Annotated in this window: 21 protein-coding genes; 9 read left to right on the top strand and 12 right to left on the bottom strand. The window is 39.2% G+C overall.

Annotated features, from left to right (window positions below; all coding sequences use genetic code 11):
• Nucleotides 1-40 precede the first annotated feature (40 nt).
• Complete coding sequence (locus I6N90_RS22010; protein ID WP_197937835.1) at nucleotides 41-361, bottom strand: MerR family transcriptional regulator; 321 nt, start codon at nucleotides 359-361, stop codon at nucleotides 41-43.
• 157 nt (nucleotides 362-518) lie between these two features.
• Between I6N90_RS22010 and I6N90_RS22005 the strand changes: the two genes are divergently transcribed.
• Both I6N90_RS22005 and I6N90_RS22000 read left to right on the top strand, forming a co-directional pair.
• Nucleotides 519-743 (top strand): tautomerase family protein, encoded by a 225-nt coding sequence (locus I6N90_RS22005; protein WP_197937834.1) that lies wholly within the window; start codon nucleotides 519-521, stop codon nucleotides 741-743.
• A complete protein-coding gene (locus I6N90_RS22000) occupies nucleotides 740-1924 on the top strand; it encodes an MFS transporter (protein WP_197937833.1) in 1185 nt (394 codons plus the stop codon). Before I6N90_RS22005 ends, I6N90_RS22000 begins: the two co-directional genes overlap by 4 nt.
• A 59-nt stretch (nucleotides 1925-1983) precedes the next feature.
• On the opposite strand, the gene I6N90_RS21995 is transcribed toward I6N90_RS22000, so the two are convergent.
• Nucleotides 1984-2739 (bottom strand): MBL fold metallo-hydrolase, encoded by a 756-nt coding sequence (locus I6N90_RS21995; protein WP_197937832.1) that lies wholly within the window; start codon nucleotides 2737-2739, stop codon nucleotides 1984-1986.
• A gap of 136 nt (nucleotides 2740-2875) precedes the next feature.
• Here I6N90_RS21995 and I6N90_RS21990 point away from each other — a divergent pair, with 136 nt between their 5' ends.
• A complete protein-coding gene (locus I6N90_RS21990; RefSeq protein ID WP_197937830.1) occupies nucleotides 2876-3307 on the top strand; it encodes an Lrp/AsnC family transcriptional regulator in 432 nt (143 codons plus the stop codon).
• A gap of 38 nt (nucleotides 3308-3345) precedes the next feature.
• The gene (locus tag I6N90_RS21985) at nucleotides 3346-4098 is read left to right on the top strand and encodes a creatininase family protein (protein WP_197937828.1); all 753 of its coding nucleotides are present in this window, start codon (nucleotides 3346-3348) and stop codon (nucleotides 4096-4098) included.
• 179 nt (nucleotides 4099-4277) lie between these two features.
• Here the strand turns inward: I6N90_RS21985 and I6N90_RS21980 are convergent, their stop codons facing one another.
• Both I6N90_RS21980 and I6N90_RS21975 read right to left on the bottom strand, forming a co-directional pair.
• Nucleotides 4278-4931 (bottom strand): M48 family metallopeptidase, encoded by a 654-nt coding sequence (locus I6N90_RS21980; RefSeq protein WP_197937886.1) that lies wholly within the window; start codon nucleotides 4929-4931, stop codon nucleotides 4278-4280.
• Nucleotides 4932-4983: 52 nt separating this feature from the next.
• Nucleotides 4984-5625, bottom strand: coding sequence for a hypothetical protein (locus I6N90_RS21975; RefSeq protein ID WP_197937826.1), 642 nt, complete (start codon nucleotides 5623-5625; stop codon nucleotides 4984-4986).
• Between the two features lie 235 nt (nucleotides 5626-5860).
• On the opposite strand from I6N90_RS21975, the gene I6N90_RS21970 reads away from it, so the two are divergent.
• Nucleotides 5861-6445, top strand: a complete 585-nt coding sequence (locus I6N90_RS21970; RefSeq protein WP_197937824.1) for a GNAT family N-acetyltransferase — start codon at nucleotides 5861-5863, stop codon at nucleotides 6443-6445.
• A gap of 52 nt (nucleotides 6446-6497) precedes the next feature.
• Here the strand turns inward: I6N90_RS21970 and I6N90_RS21965 are convergent, their stop codons facing one another.
• The 3 genes from I6N90_RS21965 to I6N90_RS21955 all read right to left on the bottom strand — a co-directional run bounded on the left by I6N90_RS21965 (nucleotide 6498) and on the right by I6N90_RS21955 (nucleotide 9331).
• On the bottom strand, nucleotides 6498-6977 hold the full coding sequence (locus tag I6N90_RS21965) for a GCN5 family acetyltransferase (protein ID WP_197937822.1): 480 nt from the start codon (nucleotides 6975-6977) through the stop codon (nucleotides 6498-6500).
• A gap of 3 nt (nucleotides 6978-6980) precedes the next feature.
• Nucleotides 6981-8126, bottom strand: coding sequence for an RluA family pseudouridine synthase (locus I6N90_RS21960; protein WP_197937820.1), 1146 nt, complete (start codon nucleotides 8124-8126; stop codon nucleotides 6981-6983).
• 152 nt (nucleotides 8127-8278) lie between these two features.
• Nucleotides 8279-9331 (bottom strand): M42 family metallopeptidase, encoded by a 1053-nt coding sequence (locus tag I6N90_RS21955; RefSeq protein ID WP_197937818.1) that lies wholly within the window; start codon nucleotides 9329-9331, stop codon nucleotides 8279-8281.
• 660 nt (nucleotides 9332-9991) lie between these two features.
• Between I6N90_RS21955 and I6N90_RS21950 the strand changes: the two genes are divergently transcribed.
• Nucleotides 9992-14014: a glycosyl hydrolase family 18 protein gene (locus I6N90_RS21950; protein WP_197937816.1), complete on the top strand. Its 4023-nt coding sequence runs from the start codon at nucleotides 9992-9994 to the stop codon at nucleotides 14012-14014.
• A 71-nt stretch (nucleotides 14015-14085) separates the two neighbouring features.
• Here the strand turns inward: I6N90_RS21950 and I6N90_RS21945 are convergent, their stop codons facing one another.
• Entirely contained in the window at nucleotides 14086-16380 is a 2295-nt protein-coding gene (locus I6N90_RS21945) for an ATP-dependent helicase (protein WP_197937814.1), read from the bottom strand.
• 104 nt (nucleotides 16381-16484) lie between these two features.
• Between I6N90_RS21945 and I6N90_RS21940 the strand changes: the two genes are divergently transcribed.
• Entirely contained in the window at nucleotides 16485-16823 is a 339-nt protein-coding gene (locus tag I6N90_RS21940) for an ArsR/SmtB family transcription factor (RefSeq protein ID WP_197937813.1), read from the top strand.
• Nucleotides 16824-17024: 201 nt separating this feature from the next.
• Here the strand turns inward: I6N90_RS21940 and I6N90_RS21935 are convergent, their stop codons facing one another.
• The gene (locus I6N90_RS21935) at nucleotides 17025-17438 is read right to left on the bottom strand and encodes a hypothetical protein (RefSeq protein WP_197937812.1); all 414 of its coding nucleotides are present in this window, start codon (nucleotides 17436-17438) and stop codon (nucleotides 17025-17027) included.
• 243 nt (nucleotides 17439-17681) lie between these two features.
• Between I6N90_RS21935 and I6N90_RS21930 the strand changes: the two genes are divergently transcribed.
• Together I6N90_RS21930 and I6N90_RS21925 are read left to right on the top strand one after the other, a co-directional pair.
• A complete protein-coding gene (locus tag I6N90_RS21930; RefSeq protein ID WP_197937811.1) occupies nucleotides 17682-18263 on the top strand; it encodes an RNA polymerase sigma factor in 582 nt (193 codons plus the stop codon).
• Entirely contained in the window at nucleotides 18256-19050 is a 795-nt protein-coding gene (locus tag I6N90_RS21925; RefSeq protein WP_197937810.1) for a DUF4367 domain-containing protein, read from the top strand. The genes I6N90_RS21930 and I6N90_RS21925 overlap by 8 nt, the downstream gene beginning before the upstream one ends.
• A gap of 47 nt (nucleotides 19051-19097) precedes the next feature.
• Here the strand turns inward: I6N90_RS21925 and I6N90_RS21920 are convergent, their stop codons facing one another.
• From I6N90_RS21920 to I6N90_RS21910, 3 genes are all read right to left on the bottom strand, one after another.
• A complete protein-coding gene (locus I6N90_RS21920; protein WP_197937809.1) occupies nucleotides 19098-19574 on the bottom strand; it encodes a hypothetical protein in 477 nt (158 codons plus the stop codon).
• Between the two features lie 475 nt (nucleotides 19575-20049).
• Nucleotides 20050-20763: a PepSY domain-containing protein gene (locus I6N90_RS21915; protein WP_197937808.1), complete on the bottom strand. Its 714-nt coding sequence runs from the start codon at nucleotides 20761-20763 to the stop codon at nucleotides 20050-20052.
• Between the two features lie 153 nt (nucleotides 20764-20916).
• Nucleotides 20917-21594 carry a PepSY domain-containing protein gene (locus tag I6N90_RS21910; RefSeq protein WP_197937807.1) on the bottom strand — a complete coding sequence of 226 codons (678 nt, stop codon included), beginning with the start codon at nucleotides 21592-21594 and terminating at the stop codon, nucleotides 20917-20919.
• Between the last annotated feature and the right edge of the window lie 16 nt (nucleotides 21595-21610).

Below are 21610 nucleotides of genomic sequence, written 5' to 3'. Positions count from 1 at the left end.
CCACAGGGGCAGAAAAATTTATCGTGCAGCAACCACAAAGTTAAGAACGTTTTGCTAATTTAGCAAACGCCTCGTTAATAACCTTCATTCTGTCTTCCACCTTTTTTGCAGCTGCATCTAACGTATAACCATCGTCCAACAGTTCTTTTATCAAAATGATCTTTTTCACATTCAAGTAATCATATTTCCTTGTCGTTCCTTCTGTTTCTTTGGAAGAGCTAATAATCCCCTTCTCTTCCCAATATCGAATTTGCCTTGTAGCAACGTCAGTTATTTCAGCCACTTCACCAATGCCTACAACTAGTTTGCTAATAAAATCTACATCCAATAACACATTTTTTAATTCTTCATTTGAATTCATGTCATCACCTTCACCGAGTATGTCTCATATTTACATTTTACTACAATTGCACTATCGTGACAATCAATAATAACCTATTGACATACATTGTAATTTAGTTACAATTAACGTTATGAGGTTACACACCTTAATCACTTATTTTAAAGGAGATGTTTGTATGCCAATTATCAATGTTGACAGCTGGGAAGGATTTACTCCTGAGCAAAAGGCGAAATGGATTACGGAATTAACCGATGTTACTGTAAAGCTGTTCAATTTACCCCCTGATAAAGTTCTCGTTATTTTGAGAGAAACGCCATTAACGAACTGGGGGCAAGCAGGCGCAATTGCAACCGATCCCGATTTTCTTAATAAAAGTCGGATAACAGAAGCTTCAAGTTGAACAGAACTTCTGGACTCCACCACGATTACAGAGTTACAGCAATTTTAACGTGGTGCGGACTAGCGGTTGTATGTGCCTTATATGTAACTATTCCTTTAGTTCCCGTTATTGCAACAACGTTTAGCGTTCCTCCTTCACATGCACTATGGATAAGCAGTGCCTTCTCATTAGCCTATGCAATAGGTTTTCTCTTCAATGGTGTTCTCTCACATAAATTCGGCACAAAACAAATGATGTTTTATGGATTAATAGCCTTATCCGTTGTATCACCCTTACTTGGTCTAGTTCAAAATCTGACTTTACTCACCGCTTTAAGAGCAATTCAAGGTTTAGCAGCCTCAACATTTGCACCAGCCGTTCTTACTTACATTGTTAAAGCATACCCAGTCCAAAAAAGGGTGACAGCAATTGGCTTTGTAAGTATGGGGTTTCTTTTAGCAGGTATTATCGGGCAATTGTTCAGCGGAATTATTGAGGTAAACGTAGGCTGGCAATACGTATTTTTTACGCTTAGTGTCATTTACTTGTTGTCAGCTATTTTACTCGGCATCCTTATACCTAAAAGCGAACTTCCTCAGAAAGATGTGGATAAAGGGACTCTCCGCCAGCAACTTAAAATAATTCGGTCAATATCATCATTACGATATTGTTATATTGTGACGGTTACACTTCTTCTATCTTTTGTAGGGATGTATGTCGCGTTAGGAAATTATTTAATAATTCCTCCTTTTGAATTAAGCGACGACCATATATTGATGATAAGAGCGGCAGGTATCGTTGGCATGTTAGCTTCTCCGTTTACAGGCTTATTTGTAAAGAAGTTTGGAGCTATTCATGTACTTCATGGCGGATTACTCCTTGCAATAGCGGGGCTTACTTTACTTAGTATTAGCACAAGTCTTCCCGTTCTAATTGGTATGAGCGTTATTTATGTTACGGGCATTTCGGTTGTTGTTCCTTCTTTAATCTCATTGATTGGTAGCATATCTGGAATAGCTAGAGGATTAGCGGTTACGTTGTATACATTCGTATTGTTTATCGGAGCTACTCTTGGGCCAATCGTTGCGATCAACCTGATAAAGATAGGAAACAGCACAGTCACCTTCGGGACGTTAGCTTCTATTGTTGCGGTTGGATTGCTTGCTTCTTTTTTTATTAAAATAGAATCCGATAGTGCTTGATCAAAACAAAGGGCAGAGAGATTACATTTCACTGTAATCACTCCGCCCTTCTCTTTTGTTTAAAATGATATCGTTTCTCCATCCTCTGGTACTAAGATGCTCGAAGAAAGTCTCTTCTCTTCAATGAAGCTTCTTAATTCCTTCCTTGTTAACAAACAATGGTTTACAGCTTCCATATGAGCTACGATTATTGAGGCTTCCGGCGCTTCTTCGTACGTCCGATAGATATCCTCTTTGCTCATCGTAATGGGATCCCCTTGCAGGAACTGGGCAGAGCCTCCATTAACGACGATAACCTCGGGCTTATGCGTCTCTATTGCTTTCTCAACATCTTCACACCAAATGGTGTCTCCAGCTATATAAAGCGTCTGCTCATCGGGATGCTGAAAGACAACACCAGATACCTGTCCCATAATCAGACCAATTTCACCTGTCCCATGTTGACCACTTGTTTGATTTAGACGTATATCTCCAATAGTAGACGTCTCATACAAAGTTTGTACGTTGTGAAAACCCTTCTCTCTAATAACTTCTGCATCGACATCTGACTGTGCGATTACAGTAATGTCTTTTGGAAGAACTTCAATTGCTGTTGGATCAAAATGATCTACGTGCAAATGAGTAACAATAACTGCATCCACATCAATCATTTCTTCGATAGGAAGTGGCAGATTTACAGTTGGATTACCAACTTGATTCGCAGTATTAGGAAAGGCTGCATAAGCCCCTTTTGGCGCAAAAAAAGGATCGATTAAAAACGTTTTTTTCCCATAACTTAAAACAATTGTTGCATTTCTTATTAGTCTAATCTTCATTTCCATCCCCCCCTTCGCTATCAATTAGTTACCTTTAACAACCTCCCTTTAGTATAATAATTACAGTGAAATAAGAACTTACATCTAATCAAGTAAATGAAGGTAAAAAGTTGATTATTGAAAGGAGTTAGCCAATTTGCTAGACCTTACTGATTTGAAAATAGTAGAAGAGTTGAGGAAAAATGCGCGGATCTCTATGAAGGAGCTAGGCGAAAAAGTACATCTGACAGGTCAAGCAACAACAAACCGTGTTCTTAAACTCGAAGAAAACAAAGTGATTAAAGGTTACACCGTACTCCTGGATCAAGCTAAAATCGGCTACCCTGTTCATTCGATCATTACCGTTCTGATGAAAGACTATAATCATAAACCTTACCTCTTGTTCACAGAGACTGAACAGCAATATATCGTACATAATTTCAAAATAAGCGGTGAAGGCTGTTATCTCCTCGAATGCAGATTCCCGTCTAACGAGATGCTTGATACGTTTTTAAACAAATTAAACCTTATCGCGAATTATAGAGTGTCTATTGTCATAAACGATTTAACCCTATCGGAACAAATCTAATAGCAAAGAAAATAGCCCAAACTAACAGGAGGTTTTATATGTTTAGTTATAGAAACACAACAACCGAGATTGCAAGCAGTGAAATCGATACTGTCATTATTTCAGTAGGAGCGACAGAACAATTCGGGCCTTTCCTTCCGATGCACTTGGATACTCTTATCGCCGAATTGTATGCTGAATCGTACGGAAAGGAATTAGATGCTTACGTACTGCCTACTCTCCCCTTTAACACATCTGAAGAACATGCCAACTTTAAAGGGACGATAACTGTCAGCCCGACGATTTTGACAGCAATGTTAGAAGATATAATCGTTAACTTGGCGAAACAAGGATTCGTAAAATTTATCGTCTGCAATGGACATGGCGGAGCCTATTGGGAAGCAGCTTTCGTTAAACATATCAATTACAAATACCCTCACATTATAATAATTGCACCAAATCATAATAATCATAAAGCTTGGGAAGAAGCAGCGAAAAGAGCAGGGCTCGAAGGTTTGAATGAGATGCACGGCGGGTTATTATCGGTTTGCACAGCTATGTGGCTCTGCCCCGAACATGTCAAACTGCGTTCCATGGGTTCAAACGTTCCTATTGAAAGTCGACTTTATGCGGATTATATGGGTTGGGACAAATTAACCGAAGACGGATGTTGGGGGAATTTTGAAGAAGGCAGTTATTCTGAAGATCAATTACGTGAAAAAGGTAAACTATTTTGGGAGACATTTATTGCAATAAGGACTGAAGGTTTAAAACAACTTGTTGAAGATGCCTATCGTAGAAAAATGTCCTAAGTGCTAACATACTTTGAACGGAAGTGTAAGTGATCAAAGAGGGGTGATCGCTTGCTTGTACGAAGTTTAAGTTTGGAATGCTTCTGAAATAATCGATCGGGCATTCGTGAAAAAGACAGAGGTCACTTGATCGTTACCTCTGTCTGACGGAATTAAGAATAAGCTGAATTATGTTAGTTTCATAACGTCATCGCTTGCCCATACCGACCCAAAAACTCTTCTTTTTCTTTGTAATTCGGCATTATACTTCCGACACGCCTCCAAAAAGATCGATCATGATTCATATGAGTAAGATGGCATAATTCATGGATAACGACATAATCAATCACATCTATTGGTGCCATCGCTAGACGATAGTTAAAGGTTAACTCTTTATCCGAACTGCATGTTCCCCACTTCGTTCTAGACTCCACAATTTCAATCGTTTTTGGTTTTACTTTAAGTTGCTTTTGATATATTTTGATTCGTTCGGCTATTACCTTCTTACAGCTGAGGAAATAGAACTTCTTTAGGTCGCGTTTAAGCTCCTCTTCAGTCAAATCGGTTGTCTCTATTAATTCATGAAGCATATAGTATTTCCCCAAATGAAGAAACTTACCTTGATCCTCATACTCCTTAATCTTTGGAGCTTCACGGGTTTTCTCAATTGCATCCATTTGCTTTAGTATGGCTTGTCCATGCTGCTTCACAGCGTTCATTACTACTTCGTCACTAGTACCATTCGGAACTTTCACCGTAATTAGTCCTGTAGAATTGATTTGAATGGATATCTTTTTTCTCGATCCGTATTCAACATGAAACTCAATTGTTTGCTCTCCAAGTTCAATCTTCATCATCAACATCATTTCTATATCATTTTTTCTGAATCATTCCTTATTGTATCATCTATGACTTCAAAGGATATACAAGCTGAATATTTGGCTCCGCCAATAATCCTTCATAAAACATATAATTATGATCTGCCCCTGCAATAATTAGAATTCGTTTTCCCAAGTGCTTCTTGATCGCATTTTTTATACGCTGAATCATGATTAGGTGTCTGCACACCCATCTAAATAAATGAGCTTGCGGGTTAATTCGCTCAAGCCATTCGTACTTCTGTCTTGTAACGTTGTCATATTCTACTGAATTTAATGGGACTATACCAGCATCCCAAGTGGAAAGCTGCATGTGCGACCATCGCTCTAGCTCAACGTTTAATTGTTGCTTTTTTTGATCGTTGTAAAGGTGTAACGGGTCAAAATCCATCCACACATCAAGCTCAAGCCAATCAATAGGTACAAATTCATAATTTTTAGCTTCACATAATGGAAAGATCAAATCCCCATATTCACTAGCTGGTTCTCCCAAATATCCGCAAAGGGTACGATCCTTATTGTATTGCTCCCAACTACATGGAAGTACCTCACCACAGATCACATCAGGATTAAACTCTACTATTAATTTTTTAATGACATCCAGCGTTAAATGATATTTCTTCCTAAGTTCATTGTCATGGGTTACTCCCAAAATGCCTACCGTGTTCACGATTGCCTCCTTCACTCTTATAAGCATCCATTTTGTTGTACGGATTCTACCATTCAATTAATTTAATGAATATCTAATTAGAATATTATAAAAATAGATAATAATACAATAGGAATATACTGTCAACAAAAATCACCCGTTCAATGCTGATGTCCAACAATTCCAAAATACATCTTGCAAAAAAAAGTTCCACTATGTTACGTTTATTTGAAATATTTTCTGAGGAGCGAAGCAGATGGGCACAACTAACAATGACCCGAATTTGTTATCCATACCTGAAAGTTTCGAGAGTGAACGTCTGCTCATACGTGCTCCGTTATGGGGAGATGGTCCGGCTGTACATAGGGCTGTTGTAGGCAGTATAGAAGAATTGCGTCCATGGATGCCATGGGCAAAAAACATTCCTACAATTGAAGAATCCGAATCAAGCATAAGGCAATCTCGATTAGAATTTTTGGAGCAGACTGATTTAAGACTGCTGCTATTTCTGAAGGAAACTGGTCAATTAGTTGGAAGCAGCGGCCTACACCGGATAGACTGGCATTTACGCAAGTTTGAAATTGGCTATTGGGTATGCACATCATTTAGCAAACAAGGATACATCACTGAAGCAGTAGATGCGATAACGAATTATGCCATACAACAATTGCAGGCGAATCGTATTGAAATTCGATGTGACTCCCGAAATAAGCAAAGTGCTCGAGTTGCTGAACGTCTAGCATTCGCATTGGAAGGAATTCTTCGTAACGATAAATATGATGAAGACGGTTTACTAAGGGATACGATGATATTTTCTAAAGTTCGCGGAGTCGAGTTTTAATTTTTCGCACAAAAAAAGAGGGGTTCAGCACCCCTCTTCACAATTAGCAGCTTTAGTTATACGACATCCATACCGTACTCCCGAGCACCTCAAAATTTTGCTTAAACCAGAAGTTCCGCGTTTTATCTAGTGTGTACACGTACATTCTTTTGTTTGGGTATTTTACCTTAAGCCAGTTGATAAAGAACTTCGCATAACCTTTACCCTCATGTTCTTTCAATATATCTAATGCTTCTATAAACACGTAATCTCTTTTGTCCTTAATATCCATATAGAAGTCTCTTTCTAAATACTTCTCATCAACTTTAAAATAATCCTTTTCCGCCTTATGAATCAACTGATTCCCAATTTGATACTCCCATATTACCGCATATCCGACCATCTCTTGATCATCTTCAATAAGGTAAATATCTTTAGGTAGCTCTGAGCTGTCCTTCTCGCTCAGTTCACCTGCATGATAACCAGAAGTCAACTCACTTAAAATGGTTTGCATCTCTTTATTAAATGGTTTAGCTGTAATTGTTGTAGCCATTGTTTAACTCCTCTTGTCTGTTTGACGGAATGGACCTAGGAACATCTTCGGAATATCTGTCTCAAAGCGCATAATTTTGCCAGTTGTTGGGTGTTCGAAGGCCAATACTCTCGCATGAAGTCCTAATCGCCCTATAATACGTGATTTGGAACCATACTTTTTGTCGCCGACAATCGGATGGCCGATGTCTTCCATATGAACGCGAATTTGATTTTTCCTACCCGTTTCGAGTACAACTTCGAGCAAAGTAAATGCCTTGTTCGTCTGGATCGTCTTGTAATGCGTCACCGCATGTAGTCCATCATTAGGACGTGAGCTCGAATACATCTTCATCGTGCTGCTTTCTCTAAGCCACGATGTAATCGTTCCTTCCGTCTTCCTAACCCAGCCTTCAACTAAAGCAACATATGATCGTTCCTTTACTGAAACTTGCCACGTATTCTGAAGATGTTGCTGCACCTTCTCGCTTTTTGCAAACAACATTACGCCGGATGTGTCTCGGTCCAGACGGTGTACGATAAATATTCTACTATTGGAATCCTTGCTTCTTACATGAGCCATAAGCTGACGGTAAGCCGTTACTTCGTTCTCTTGCTCTGAAGCGACTGATAACAAACCTGCCTCTTTCCGTACGACAATTATGTCATCATCTTCATGGAGAATATTTAGTCCAACAAGCGGTTGTTTCTCAACAATTCGATTCATACTTATCGTAACCGTATTTCCAGGCTCAAGAGGAAAATTGTATGCTTTAACTACGCGATCGTTAACAGATACTTGTCCGCGAGCCAGTATCGACTTAACGGAATTACGTCCAAGATCAGAACGTGTTAAGAGCAAAAATTGCAACAACTCTATTGGTTCCTTGACGATGTGTTGACTCGTATTGGATCGCGGTGACTTCGCTTGTTTTGGTCCGTTTGCTGTCTTATATGACTTTGCTTTACTTGATGTTCTTGATGGTTTTGATGGTTTTGTAGACCATGACTCACTAGTAGGACTTAATGACTCTGATTCACTTGATATACTTGACGCTCTTGATCCTCTTGATGACCTTGATTCACTCGTTGCGCTTGATGTACCTGAAGTGCCAAATGGTCTTGAAGTGCTTGCTGGCTTTTGGAAATTCCGCTTCTTATTTTTTTGCATGTGTAATGCCTCCTGCTTCGATCGATCAGAAAAAATTGTTACGAATTTCCGTTCCCGTATTCCTCATCGTATGTTCCACTATAACATAGCATGGCTCTGTTCCCAATAATACGGACAAAACCATGTAGCCTTCAAAGGTTATATTTTAATCGTTAAGCTTCCAATATATAAGCAAGCAACAATGCAGACGTATTTACGATTGCATCAGCATGAGTACGTTCCATTCCATGAGAAGCATGTACACCAGGACCGATTAATGCTGCACGAATGTTACTTCCGCCTCTTAATGCCGCTGATGCATCTGAGCCATAATTAGGATAAATATCTACAGCATGCGGCATTCCTTCACGCTTAGCTAATTCAATAAGTTTGGAGGTCATGCCGTAATCGTATGGACCAGAAGAGTCCTTCGCACAGATAGATACATCCATTTCAGTCGTAGACAAGTCATCCCCGATTGCTCCCATATCAACAGCGATTAACTCTGTTATATCTTCCGGAATATAAGCACAACCATGTCCAACCTCTTCATACGTAGAAATAAGCAGCTTAATTGTATACTTAGGAGTTACCCCTTCACGCTTCAACCATTCCAGCAATCCTAATAAGGCTGCCACACTTGCTTTATCGTCCAAATGCCGCGACTTCACCCAGCCATTCGGCAATATACGAGTGCGAGGATCCCATGAAATAAAGTCTCCTACCGAAATACCTAGCTTCTCCGTTTCTTCCTTCGTTTTTACTAGTTCATCGATACGAATTTCCATATTCGCTTCTTCACGCTTGAAGTCACGAACATCATTATATACATGAACGGATGGTCTACTAGACAATACAGTACCATCGTACTTGCGACCATCACGGGTATGGATTACACAATATTCTCCTTCAACCGTTTGCATCGCATAGCCACCAATTGGAGTAAATCGAATCATACCACTCGACTTGATTGAGCGAACCATTGCTCCTAACGTATCAACATGAGCGGAAATACCAATAACCTCACCAGATTCTTGACCTGGTATTACGATAATACCTGTCCCTTTAGGTGTTTGATCCATCGTATAACCGAATTGTTCAACTTCATTTCGCAAATAGTTCATAATTTCCATGCAGTAGCCGCTTGGACTTGGAATATTAAGTAATTCGTTCAGCTTACTTATTATATACTCTCTATTTAACTGTGGTTTTAAAGCTGAAGACATAGTCGCTCGCTCCTTCTAATGATAACAGTTTAGTATTTTATATATCGTATCATGCCTAGAGATTTAATGCACAAACCACTTACAACCATACCTTACCATCTCTTCATCCGCCCATCCACTTATAAAAAGCGATAGAGGCTTTTACCTATTTCGATCTATACTCCTATTATTCATTTTTATCCGACAGCAAACTTCGACAATTTTACAATTTTGGATAAATTTACCCCTTTTATCAGAGGAATTTACCCTTCCTCTAGTCCTGGTGACGTCTCATTATAGAAATATATCTTTATCAACAGCAACGGAGGTGAGACTAGAATATAGCTTTTCGATTCTTAACTTATGGTGATTGTCGAGATTTTATATCTACCAGAAGTTAGGACGACATAATAATAGGTTTATTTCAGTTTATCGAACACCCAGCTCATCTTCTAACGAGCGAAAAGCGTATTATTGTGAATTCGACACAAACTCATCTAGTTATTACCTCAAAAACTACTTTATTACATAGGCCAACTTACACATTTCCTCTTGTAACATACTAATTTTTCAATGATTGAATCCACTCAATTAAACCGACATCTAGATCTAAAATTACTTGTTCTTAAACTGCCTGACCGTTCGACTATGACAAATAGAGGTGATAAGGTGAATTTTTCTATGCAAAAAAAGCAATTAAAAATCGTTTTTTTAGTATTCCTAGCTTTTGCTATACTAATTAGCCCATTATTAAATACTACTACTTCCTACGCGAACGAAGTTGTGGAATCCTCACCTATTGAGGAAGCCTCACCTAGTAAAGAAGATTCAAGTGTAACTCAAGCGGTATACGGACAACTTCCACCCGTTCCCCAAAATTTTTCTGTTATAAACGATTCCATAACTGCAACGAGTGCAACCTTAACTTGGGATGTTCATCCTGATCAAGCTAGCGTTGATGTATGGTATTATGTTCTCCCTAGTGGTGAGCCAAATACTGAAGATACAAAAAACTATCTAGCAACTGGAACAGGCGGCAGTGTAGAACTTCAAAATTTGCAGCCTAATACAACTTATAAATTGTATACAACCTGGTACAAAAGACCCTATAATCGAGTCGAAAGAAGCAACTACATTGAATTCAAAACTTTGGATGGTCCCGCTTCTTCAGAACCTACTGGAAATCAAGGTCCGAGAAATCTTCAATTCTTTGATGTTACACACAATTCCGTAACGATTTCTTATGATCCAGCTCATAAAATTGATCATTATTGGGTTTGGAACCCTAATGTTCCTTCTAATGTAACCCCTTATGTAACTCATTCACAACTCGGTGGGACAACTATTGGTGGGTTAAAACCTGAAACTACTTACACTTTCCTAGTCGGACCAGATGGGATACAATATCCTGACCTTAAACCTGAACAAAAAAGCAATACCATCACATTCACAACAACAAAAGATACAAGTGAATACAAAGAAGCTCCACTTACTCCGCCTCATAACGTGCGGATAACTGATATTTCAAACACTAGCATTACGGTTCAATGGAAAGGAAGCCCAGATGCAAACGCTTACGACTTTTACGTTAACGGTGGATGGGCTGGAGGCATTTGGGACGGATCAGATACCGTTACCTACACTTTTAAAAATGGAACCCCTGCAAAAGGATCTGATTTCCAATTTATCGTCGGCTCACAAAATTTCGAAGCGGGTAAAGGTGCTGTAAAGGCTGCACCTGTTTCAATTAAGTGGGGAGAGCTTTCAGCTCCTGTAGACCTTCAGGCTGTTACTACTAATCGTACTACAGCGGCACTAGGATGGGCACCTACACCAGGTGCGACAAGCTACGATATTTTTAGTTCCGGTACTCTCATTGGTTCTAGTGATTCCAATCGTTATGTTGCTTTTGGGCTCACAGAAGGACAAACCTACAACTTTACTGTTGTAGCCAAAAATGCATTGTGGAGCTCATCAGCAAGTAAAGTAGCAACAATCGTACCTGGATCTAACTATATCAATTTCTCCTATTACGGTTCTTGGATGATCTATGAAGATGGACGCAATTATTCACCTGAACAAGTTGACTTTTCGCAAATTACACATATCAATTACGCTTTCTCTGATATTTGCTGGCGCAAAGTTGGTTCAAAAGGTGTAGTTTGTGAAAACAAAGATATTCCTCTACAAAATAAATACGTTTACGATGGTGAAATCGTATTAGGTGACACTGAGGTAGATATTGCAAACCTTGCTAAATTTAAAACCATAAAGGAAGCAAATCCTCACCTGAAATTAATGGCATCTACAGGGGGTTGGACATACTCTAACAATTTCTCAGCCACTGCTGCATCAGAGGTAACCCGTAGGACTTTCGCTAATTCTGTGGTGAAATTTTTACGCGAGTATAATTTTGACGGTCTAGATATCGACTGGGAATATCCAGTATCTGGTGGAGAAGACGACACTGGACATTCTCCGGATGATAAACCAAACTTCACCTTACTGATGAAAACTATTCGTGAAGCACTGGATGTAGCTGGGTCAGTAGACGGTAAATATTATTTACTTACTATTGCGTCTGGACAAGCTGATAGCTTTACTGTCAATGCTGATTTCACCAATTCTGTACAATACTTAGATATGATCAACATTATGACTTACGACTATAGCGGCAGCTGGAGACCACTGGCGTTACACAACTCACCACTATATCAAGATCCAGCTAACCTCAGAAGCACTGCACCACGTTATAATGTGAGAGCCGCTTTACTTGGTCACTTAAATGGTGGAGTACCAACCTATAAACTAAACATGGGTATACCTTACTATGGTAAAGGTTGGGCTGGTTGTCCTGATCCTGGAGAATATCAAACTTGCCAATCCATTCCTAAAGGAACATGGACTGACCCAGGTCTGTTTGACTTCTACGATATTGAAAATACAATGATCAATAAAAATGGATATACTCGCTACTGGAATGATTATTCAAAAGTTGCTTATGTATTTAACCCAGATACCGGTACTTTTGTTACCTATAACGATGAAACGTCAATGATGTACAGTAGCTCACTTGTAAAATCAATGAATTTGGCAGGTGTTATGAGTTGGGATATCAGTGGTGACCGTAACAAAACACTTACTACACAACTGATTAAAGATCTTCCAATTGACGGTAAAGTAAATAGATCAGCACTAACAGCTCCTCAAAATCTTGCAGTTGTAAAAAATGGTTATTACGATGTACAAGTAAAATGGGATGCTGTAACTGGGGCATCAGGGTATGAGATTTTCCGCAATCATATCTATGTTGGTTACACAACTGATACAAGCTATACTGTTGATGGCCTTGTTGCTAATACAGCAGCAGATATTAATGTACTTGCTATCAAAAAAGAAGCGGATCGCATTCTCGAAGTATCGCCTTTCTCACAAATATTGAGTGCAGTACCAAAGAGTTTTAATGAAGGTGGAGGAAACTACACACCTCCAACAACTCCAACGACTCCTGTCGTGACCAATAACGAGCTCGATTCGGTAGTCACGAAAGCAGATGGCAAACATACGATCAGCATTACAAAAGACGCAGCAATCAAAACGATCCAAGCTGCATCTTCTGGTGATTTGAAAGTAACTGTAGAGAAAGAAGCTACACAAGTGGATGTAATCATTCCAAAAGAAGTTATTGCTGCAATTGGTGCTAAAGGCGATCCTGCAACTATAACGATCATCTGGAATGGAGTCACTTATGTAGTAAATGCACATGCGGTTCATCAAAATGTAGATATCAAAATTTCGATCTCGCCTACAGATACTGCTACAACTGATAAAATTAACAAATTAGCAAAAGACAGTGGATTTACAGTGGAAACTGCACCGCTAGACTTTAAGATCTTTAAACTTTTAGCTGATAACAAATATGAAGAAATAACTGATTTCGGCAAGTTTACATTCAGCCGCATCTATCAGTTGCATGCAAACGAAATTGATACCAACCGTGCAAACGGTGTTGTGTACTTACCTGCTTTAAACGAGTTCCGTCCAATTTCAACTGTCTTCACAAAAGGTGAACTCGGCAGTGTGACTGCGAAGCTGACTAGTAGCGGCAACAGTATTTACACCATCCTTGAATCAAACTTCAATTTCAAAGATTTTACTGCTGATTGGGCTAAAACTCCAATTGAGCGAGCTGCTGCGAAACTAATTGTTTCTGGGGAAACAAACGACGTTTTTGGTGCAAATAACAGCATTACTCGCGCAGAGCTGATCTCTATTATCGTAAGAGGTCTGGGTATTATCCCTAACATCGAAGGATCAGCATTTACCGATGTACCTGCTGATTATAAGTATGCTAGAGAAATTGCAGTAGCGAAAGAACTAGGAATCGTTTCAGGTAAAACAGCAACAACATTTGATCCACAAGGAACAGTTTCAAGACAAGAATTGGCTATTATTTTATCCAAAGTGCTAAAACTTAATAAAGAAGTAAAAGATGCAGATGCTTCAGTACTTGGATCTTTCAAAGACCAGTCTTCTATCGCAGAAAGTTCCAAATCTGCAGTTGCTCTATTGGTACAAGAGAAAATTTTGTTAGGTAAATCTGCTACAAAATTTGATCCAGCTTCCAAAGTAACTAAAGCACAAGCAGTAGTTGCAGTTATCAGATTGCTGGATGTATTGGCATCGGAGCAAGCGAGCAAATAATAGAATGCAAACAAAAAAGGGACGAAGCAGACTCAATCTGCTTCGTCCCTTTTACCTCTATTTAGCTACTGCTACTCCTGCTCTAGCAATCCCATCTCCAGACACATTGAAATAGCTAATGTTTTTACATTGTTTGGCCCGAATCGAATACTAATTCGTTCCCCCTCCAGCTTCTCAATCACACCAGAGCCAAATACGCGATGGCGAACCTGAACTCCTTCTTCAAATAGTGATCGTGACTGAATGGCATTTGGATTAGGTGTAGCTTTAGTTGCAACCCGCCCCGCTGAAATCGATTTAAACTTCACTCCGCTGTCGGTCATTTCTCTCGTTACTGATACCGAAGAGACACCACTACTTCGTTCTCGAACGGATATAGCTACATCATTCCTTCTGCTCGGATCTACAATATCTTTCACAGCCGACATAAAGGAGGACTCCGACTTCTTCTCCCCATCCCGCTGACCATATGCAACAAGCTCCAAGTGCTTACGCGCCCGTGTCATTGCAACATAAAATAACCGAACAGCTTCTTCCATAAGCGGCTGACTACCATCCGCAACACTTGATTTCATTTCGTCTGATGACGGAATAATACCCTCTATAAGATCGATCATGTAGACATGGTCGAACTCCAATCCCTTTGCACTATGAAAAGTGGAAAACGTTACAACGTTTTGTCCTCTTCTCGACTTTGCTCCCTTAAGTACTGCCTCCAAATACTTTAACCTGTTCGCGAAGTCAGCCATCGTCTCAAGTCCCTCAGCAATATCCTCTAGCGTATTTAGAATACCGATCAGATACTCTTTACGGAATCCAAGTCTTTCACACATTTTCTCAAGCGCTTTTTCATACCCTAGTCTCGTTCGAATAACCCGGATAGCTTGCTGCGGAGGCATCCCACTCATTTGCTGAAACGTTTCCTTTGCCTCACCTATAGGCTTTCTCTGATAATCCTGAAGCTGTACAACGTTAAGCAGATTATCGAACACAGACTCATTATTGTCGATTGTTTTCAAAACCGCCATCTGATGTTTACTTATATACCCATTAAACTTCAGATGAATATTTTCCAATATGTCTGCTCGTTTATCGGTAAACGTCATCCGCATAAAGTTCAATATATCTTCAATAATCCAGTGGGAGAAAAAGCGGTTGTCAGCATCTTTCATATAAAACGGAATTCCCGCCCGATCAAATTCATTCATAAGTGCAATGGAAGACGAGTTATTGCGATAAAGGATAGCCGCTTCAGACAAGTTGTCCAGCTTCTGCATCTGTCCCGCCACATATTTTGCCTGTGCACGGTAATCCGCTAACGTTTTGAACCCTATTTCTTTGTGCTTTTGATTTTTGGTGAACATATTTTTGTTATAGCGATTTTTGTTACGCTTAATAAACTCGTTCGTGACAGTAACAATTTCATGCGATGAACGATAGTTCTGCTCCATATATAATGTAGTAGCGTTCGGATAAACAGCCTTGAAGTTTAGCAAATAGGAAGGTTCCGCTCCCCGCCAGCTATAGATGGATTGATCATCATCCGCCACAATACATAGGTTACGATGAACTCTTGCTAACTTCTCGATAATCGCATGCTGTACCATTGATGTATCCTGACTTTCGTCCGTTAACACATAATCATACCGACGTTGATACTTGCGGAGAAGCATCTCATCCTTTTCCAAAATATCATTGCCAATCGTCAACATATCGTCAAAATCGATTAGCAGCTTCGGATGGCCTGTACGTTTAAACGCTTCATATTCTCGTAATATCCGCTCCGCTTGTGGTACGTCAACTTTGACTCGCCTCCACTCTTCGGGCGGAATCATCTTATTTTTGATATAGCTGATATAGGTCGTTAGCTCCTCCATACCATCATCCGTAGCATTTTCACCAACAATTTCCTTAAACAATCCACGCAAAATAATTCGTTTGTGAAGCGGCAACCCATTCTCACCGAGCTCTTCACCAGGTTGACCCTCTGCATCTGTCCCACCTTCGATAATGTGATATACGATTCCGTTCTTACGGAAATGCTCTCGAACAACCTCATACGCTAAGCTATGAATAGTGGAGAAGTCTACGGGCCTAAGTTCCGGAAAGAAGCGGCTAAATCGCTCCTTCATATCTCTTGCAGATGCACGACTGAACGTTACTGCCTTTATGCGTAACGGATCTACACCCTTTTCCTCTATTAAATAGCCGATCCTCATAATGATCGTAGTCGTTTTGCCTGAGCCTGGTGAAGCGAGCAGTAGCAGCGGCCCTTCCGTCTGCAATACCGCCTTCGTTTGAACATCATTCAAATGAACACCCAGTTCTCTTTCTTTTCTTTTCAAAAAATGATCGATCACTTTCATCTATCTCAATTCCCTTATTAGCCGATTGAAACCATCGTTACATTATAACACAAGGGATATTATATTCTTTGACAAGAATATTCAATATAGCATATATTAAAAAGATGAATACTACACTACAGGCCCTTGCAGAGCCAAATCGATTACGAATTGTGGAATTGCTTCTTGATGGTCCATTAACCGTTGGAGAAATCGCTGACCGTCTGTCTATTAGGCAACCTCAAGCTTCCAAACATCTCAAGACGCTGAGCGATGCTGGTCTTGTCGAGGTGAAGCAGGAAGCAAACAAAAGAATTTACAGTCTACGATCTGAGCCTCTTCAACAACTAGACAGCTGGCTGGACACATTCCGTACCATGTGGGCGGACCGATTCAAACGAATGGACGATTACTTACAATTATTGCAGAGCAAACCTAGTACAAATGATGAAAAAAACCATTAACTAGGACAAGAGAAAGGTTTTTGATGACTGATCATCAACAGACTGATCAAGGTATATAGACAAAAATTCAAGCGAAACTAAACAACCAGTCGCCGATTGATTTAAGGCGACTGGCTGCTTAAACTTGCAAGGTGTTTGGATCTCTGTCTCACAAACAGGGGTAAGTCCTCCGTTCTTATAGAACTGTATCGGCTCTTTATCTTAAGCTGTGCCCTTTATCTTTGTACCCTTCCTCTCCATAAGCATCTTGGAAATAGCTTTAGGGTCATTTGTTTCCAGAACAATTTCACGGTGATCCATAATAATATACGTTGGTGATTTCGTAATATTTATGATCTTGCTATAACTTTTTCTTTTCTTTTCATCGCTCAGGCTAACAAATGTTACACTGCTTCCCTCTAACCATAATCTCATATCCTCCGGTTCAATAGCACTTATAGCATTATTTGTAATAGACTTAGAATCTGTTGAGTTGTCATCACAGAACACATAAATACTATAATAACCTGCATCATGTGCGACCATATTCCTAATAATCTCCGCTTCCTTTAGCGAATAAATGATGAGGACACATACAAATATCGTTAGAAGAAATAGGGATACCCACCTCTTCATCTTTCACCTCCAGCAAACAACGGGTAAACTCATGCAGCATTCCACAATTGGATCTTAATACCCATTCCTTTACTCCCACATAATAGACAACACTTCCAATGGAGAAAATGTAGCAATTATTCATTTAATTCAACAATTCACAAATACAAAGAGGTTCATATCGGTTATAATTACGGAAGAGCAAATAGGTACGTTCTTCCAAATATTCGAAATCGTGCATTCCCCAGGGGGGTCCATTCATACATGAAGCAAAGCAAGTTGTTTCTCCTATCCAGCACGGACTTTCAAGCCTTGTCCGCACAACTTCAAGAAGACATTTATAATGAATATTATCAATTTGTTTATTCTTCGATTATTTTTATGGTGCGTGATCATGCTACCACTGAAGATATTATTCAAGTTTCATTCTTGAAAGTGATTCAAAAAATCCCACATGGGCTTACCGAGATACAGTTAAAAGGTTGGATTAAAGTAGTTGTAAGAAATTGTGTACATAATTATTTTAGAAAAACGAAAAAAAGCCGCAACGATATCGACTCAGATAGTGTTTATATAAGTGAGAGCATTGTTTACGCAACAGAATCCGCTTCGCTGGAACGCGAAATTGAGACAAAGTTGATGACTGAAGAAATCGGCCAATGCTTAAACGAAATGAAACCGGAATATAAAGCTTTGATTGAGTTACGATGGAAAAAGGATTTAAGTTACAGAGAAATGGCTACTGAACTTGATACATCCGAGGATACTGTGAAATATAAGTTGTATCGAGCACGAGAAGCTTTGAAGAAAAAGCTCTTCAAGAGATGGGGTGACAGTATTGAATAAAGAAGAATTCGATCAATTGTTTGACAAAGCCTTCGATGAGAGTGTCAACACCTACGAATTCATACCTGACTCCAGCAATTCATGGGCAAAAGTGCAAAAACAACTTCGCAAACAGTCCCGAAGAAAACGCCAACTTCGTCTGTTGCCATATATTGCAGCTGCATTTATATTTGGTGCTATTGTATTCGGTACACCAACTGTAACTAATGCATTCCAACCGTTTTACAAGGCGATCACTTCAATTAAAGATGGAGTAATTAACATCATATGGGGAACTGGGGAAACGCACAATACAAAACCTCGAACACCGCCGCCACCGGGTCATGTGAACTCAGGTGGTGCTGGGAATAGTTCAACTAGCGAAGAAATATATCATCAGGAATTCAAAACATGGGATGAAGCGTCAACGGTTGTAGATTATCCGATACCTAAGGATATATATGTACCGACTGATTACAAATTAGAAAATATTAAAACTTTAGTTGGAAAAACCTCAGAAAAATCGATCTTTACAACGTTGCAGTACAACAAATCAGAGTTTGAGAACTATCACATTAAAATTAAAAAGCTCGTACCAGCTGAAATGATACAGTCGGGAGCTGACACTTCTAAAAATGATATTATTATGGAAACATTGCAGATTGGTGATAATACAGCGTACTTGTTTATTACAAATGATGGAACAACAAGTATGGAGTTTCTAAACGCTAATTATCATGTTTCCATCGTTGGAGCAATAACAAAAAAGGAAGCGATTAAGATTGCTACCGATTTAGTTCAAAAATGACCATAAAAAAGGGAGCCTTTCTTTTCGAGGCTCCTTTTTTTGTATAACTATTCCGCAACAAATGAATCTCCATATTCTATTGCTTGCTCCGTTTCAGTTCCTTTTTTCACTGAATAAGTTGCTTTTACCCTGAAATAATAACCACTCTGTACTGATTTTGTAACTAAAATGGAAGCAGCGCTCGTGTTAAGAGTATTTTGAGTGCTATTAGAATCAAAATTAACCCAAGTTGATCCTGTCCATTTCTCTAATTGTACTGATATGCCTATTCTATCAACAATAGCCTTTGTTTCAGCCGATACTGTTACCTCAACATACTGGTTTTTCTTATCATAAACATAGATAGAAGAGCTCTTTAAATATTTATAACCTGGAAAAACTGCACTCGGATATATTCCACTTGTCGGAGCAGCTGTTTTCGGTGGTGTGAAACTAGCTGCCGAGGCCATTTGTGGAACCAATAGAAGTGCAGCAATAATCAATAAACCAATTTTCACTTTAGTAGAACGTCCAATCTTTGTCATTGAATCCATCTCCTTTAAATGTCCTATGTATTTACAATTAATAAACTCAAATATATTAAAAAAAGTTGCATATATTTCAAAAAAATATTCAAAACCTGTTTTTAGTAGATTCAAAACTCGTTATATGTTCCATCATATGTAAATTAAAGATTATCTCTTACCCTTTTCGTAACGATCTATCGCTTCTTGAACAATATCCCTCTTTGGTAATCTAGAGATGATAACTAACAATAAACTAATGACAATTAATAATATAGCGATTAGCAGCAACTAAACATCTCCTCTCCGTTTAAAACTATTCCAATTTATCCAATTCTATCATATTTTCCTTGGTTATCTCTAGAATGACAATCACACTAAACTTTATAGATTTAACATAAAAAAGAGACTGTTCCTAGTCAATGTTATTGACCTTGAACAATCTCTCATTAGCAACTTATTATCAAATTTTATTCTAACTATTTGCTACTATACATTATTTACGATCGTCATCATCATTGTCGTCGTCTTGATCGTCGTTGTCGAATAGATCATCGTTATCATCATCATCATTATCATCATCGTCTTGATCGTCATTATCGAATAAATCGTCATCGCGGTCATCATCTCTGTCAACATCAATAATTTTACCGCTAGATGCAAGGACATCTACTTCTGTTTTAACGCCATTAACAGTCAACTTCACTTCATAGATAAGTCGTCCGTCATCACGGTCAGTCTCTACCTTAACAACAGTTCCTCCTACATGAGCAGCAGCTAGTTTGCCTGCTTGTTCAGCAGTAATCGATTGTGCTGGTTTTGTATTCGTAGTTGGTTTAGCAGATTCAACTGGTTTTACCGCAGTAACCGTTGTATTTACACGATCATCATCGTCGTCGTTATCATCCAGCTTGGAGCTTAATGTAGCACCCGTGTATGCATCGATTAACACATCATAATCAACTTTTTTCGTTGTTTCAATCTCTACTTCGTAATAAACGCGGCCGCCTTCTCTCTCAAGCTCCACACTTTCCACTCGACCAGCAACAACCTTTGTTGCTGCTTCCTTTGCCTTTTTAACCCCAATTAGTACTTCTTTTTTTGCTGTGCCACTAGCTAATGTTGGTTGTACTGCACTTGCTCCAATTACTCCACCAATAAGTACTGCTACCGATAATGCGCCTACCAAAGCTAATTTTGTTTTCATCATTTTTTAACGCCTCCGTTTATGTTTGTCTCTTGCTTGACTTAAATATAACCATCCTAGATGAGAGCAACATAAGAGTCACATTAGAATTTGATGAGAATTGAAAGTGAATCTTCTCATAAAGCGATAAACCTTCTACTACATCTGTTCTATTCCTTAAACATCGTCATCCGCTTCTTCTGATCCATCATCTTCATCATCATCCCAAACAATGGATATAATCTCACCTGAGATTGCGTTTACCTGAACGGTAGCTTCTCTGCCATCATCCACTTCAATCTCTACTAAATAATCATTTTCGCTTCCTCGTTCCACCTTTTCTATAACGCCATTTATATGTTTAGATTTCAGATATTTTGTCGCGAGCTTTCCAGCGTCTGACGAGGTCAATAGAGTTGGCTTTTCTGTTGCCGGTTTACTCGTACCAGTTGGTTTTCCGTTATCCACTGGTTTTTTGCTGGCGTTCGGTTCTGTTGGCTTTGGCGTAGCGGTTGGGTTAGGCTTATCTGTTGGTACAGGAGTTGCAGTAGTTCCTGGCTTTGTTGTCGGATCATTTGTTCCTTCAAGCTGCGTAACCGATTGAATCGAGCCATTATTGCCATTGACTACTATTTCATACACCCCAGTAGAAGATTTTAGACTGACATGATACCACTTACCTTTAAGGACGGAATCCGTAATCTGTCCCGGGTATTGTGTAAGTACAGCCTCAATTGCTTCCTCCTCAGTCAATAGTGAATCTTTTTCCCATGGTGACCATGTGAAAAGCGCTGCTAACAAAGCACTGACTGCCATTACAGCTGCAACGAGCCATACTTTCTTTGAAATGTTCAAGCAGGCACCTCCAACT

This window comes from Paenibacillus sp. GSMTC-2017 (assembly GCF_016019935.1).
Classification (GTDB): domain Bacteria; phylum Bacillota; class Bacilli; order Paenibacillales; family Paenibacillaceae; genus Pristimantibacillus.
This window is presented reverse-complemented; position numbering and strand designations above follow the sequence as displayed.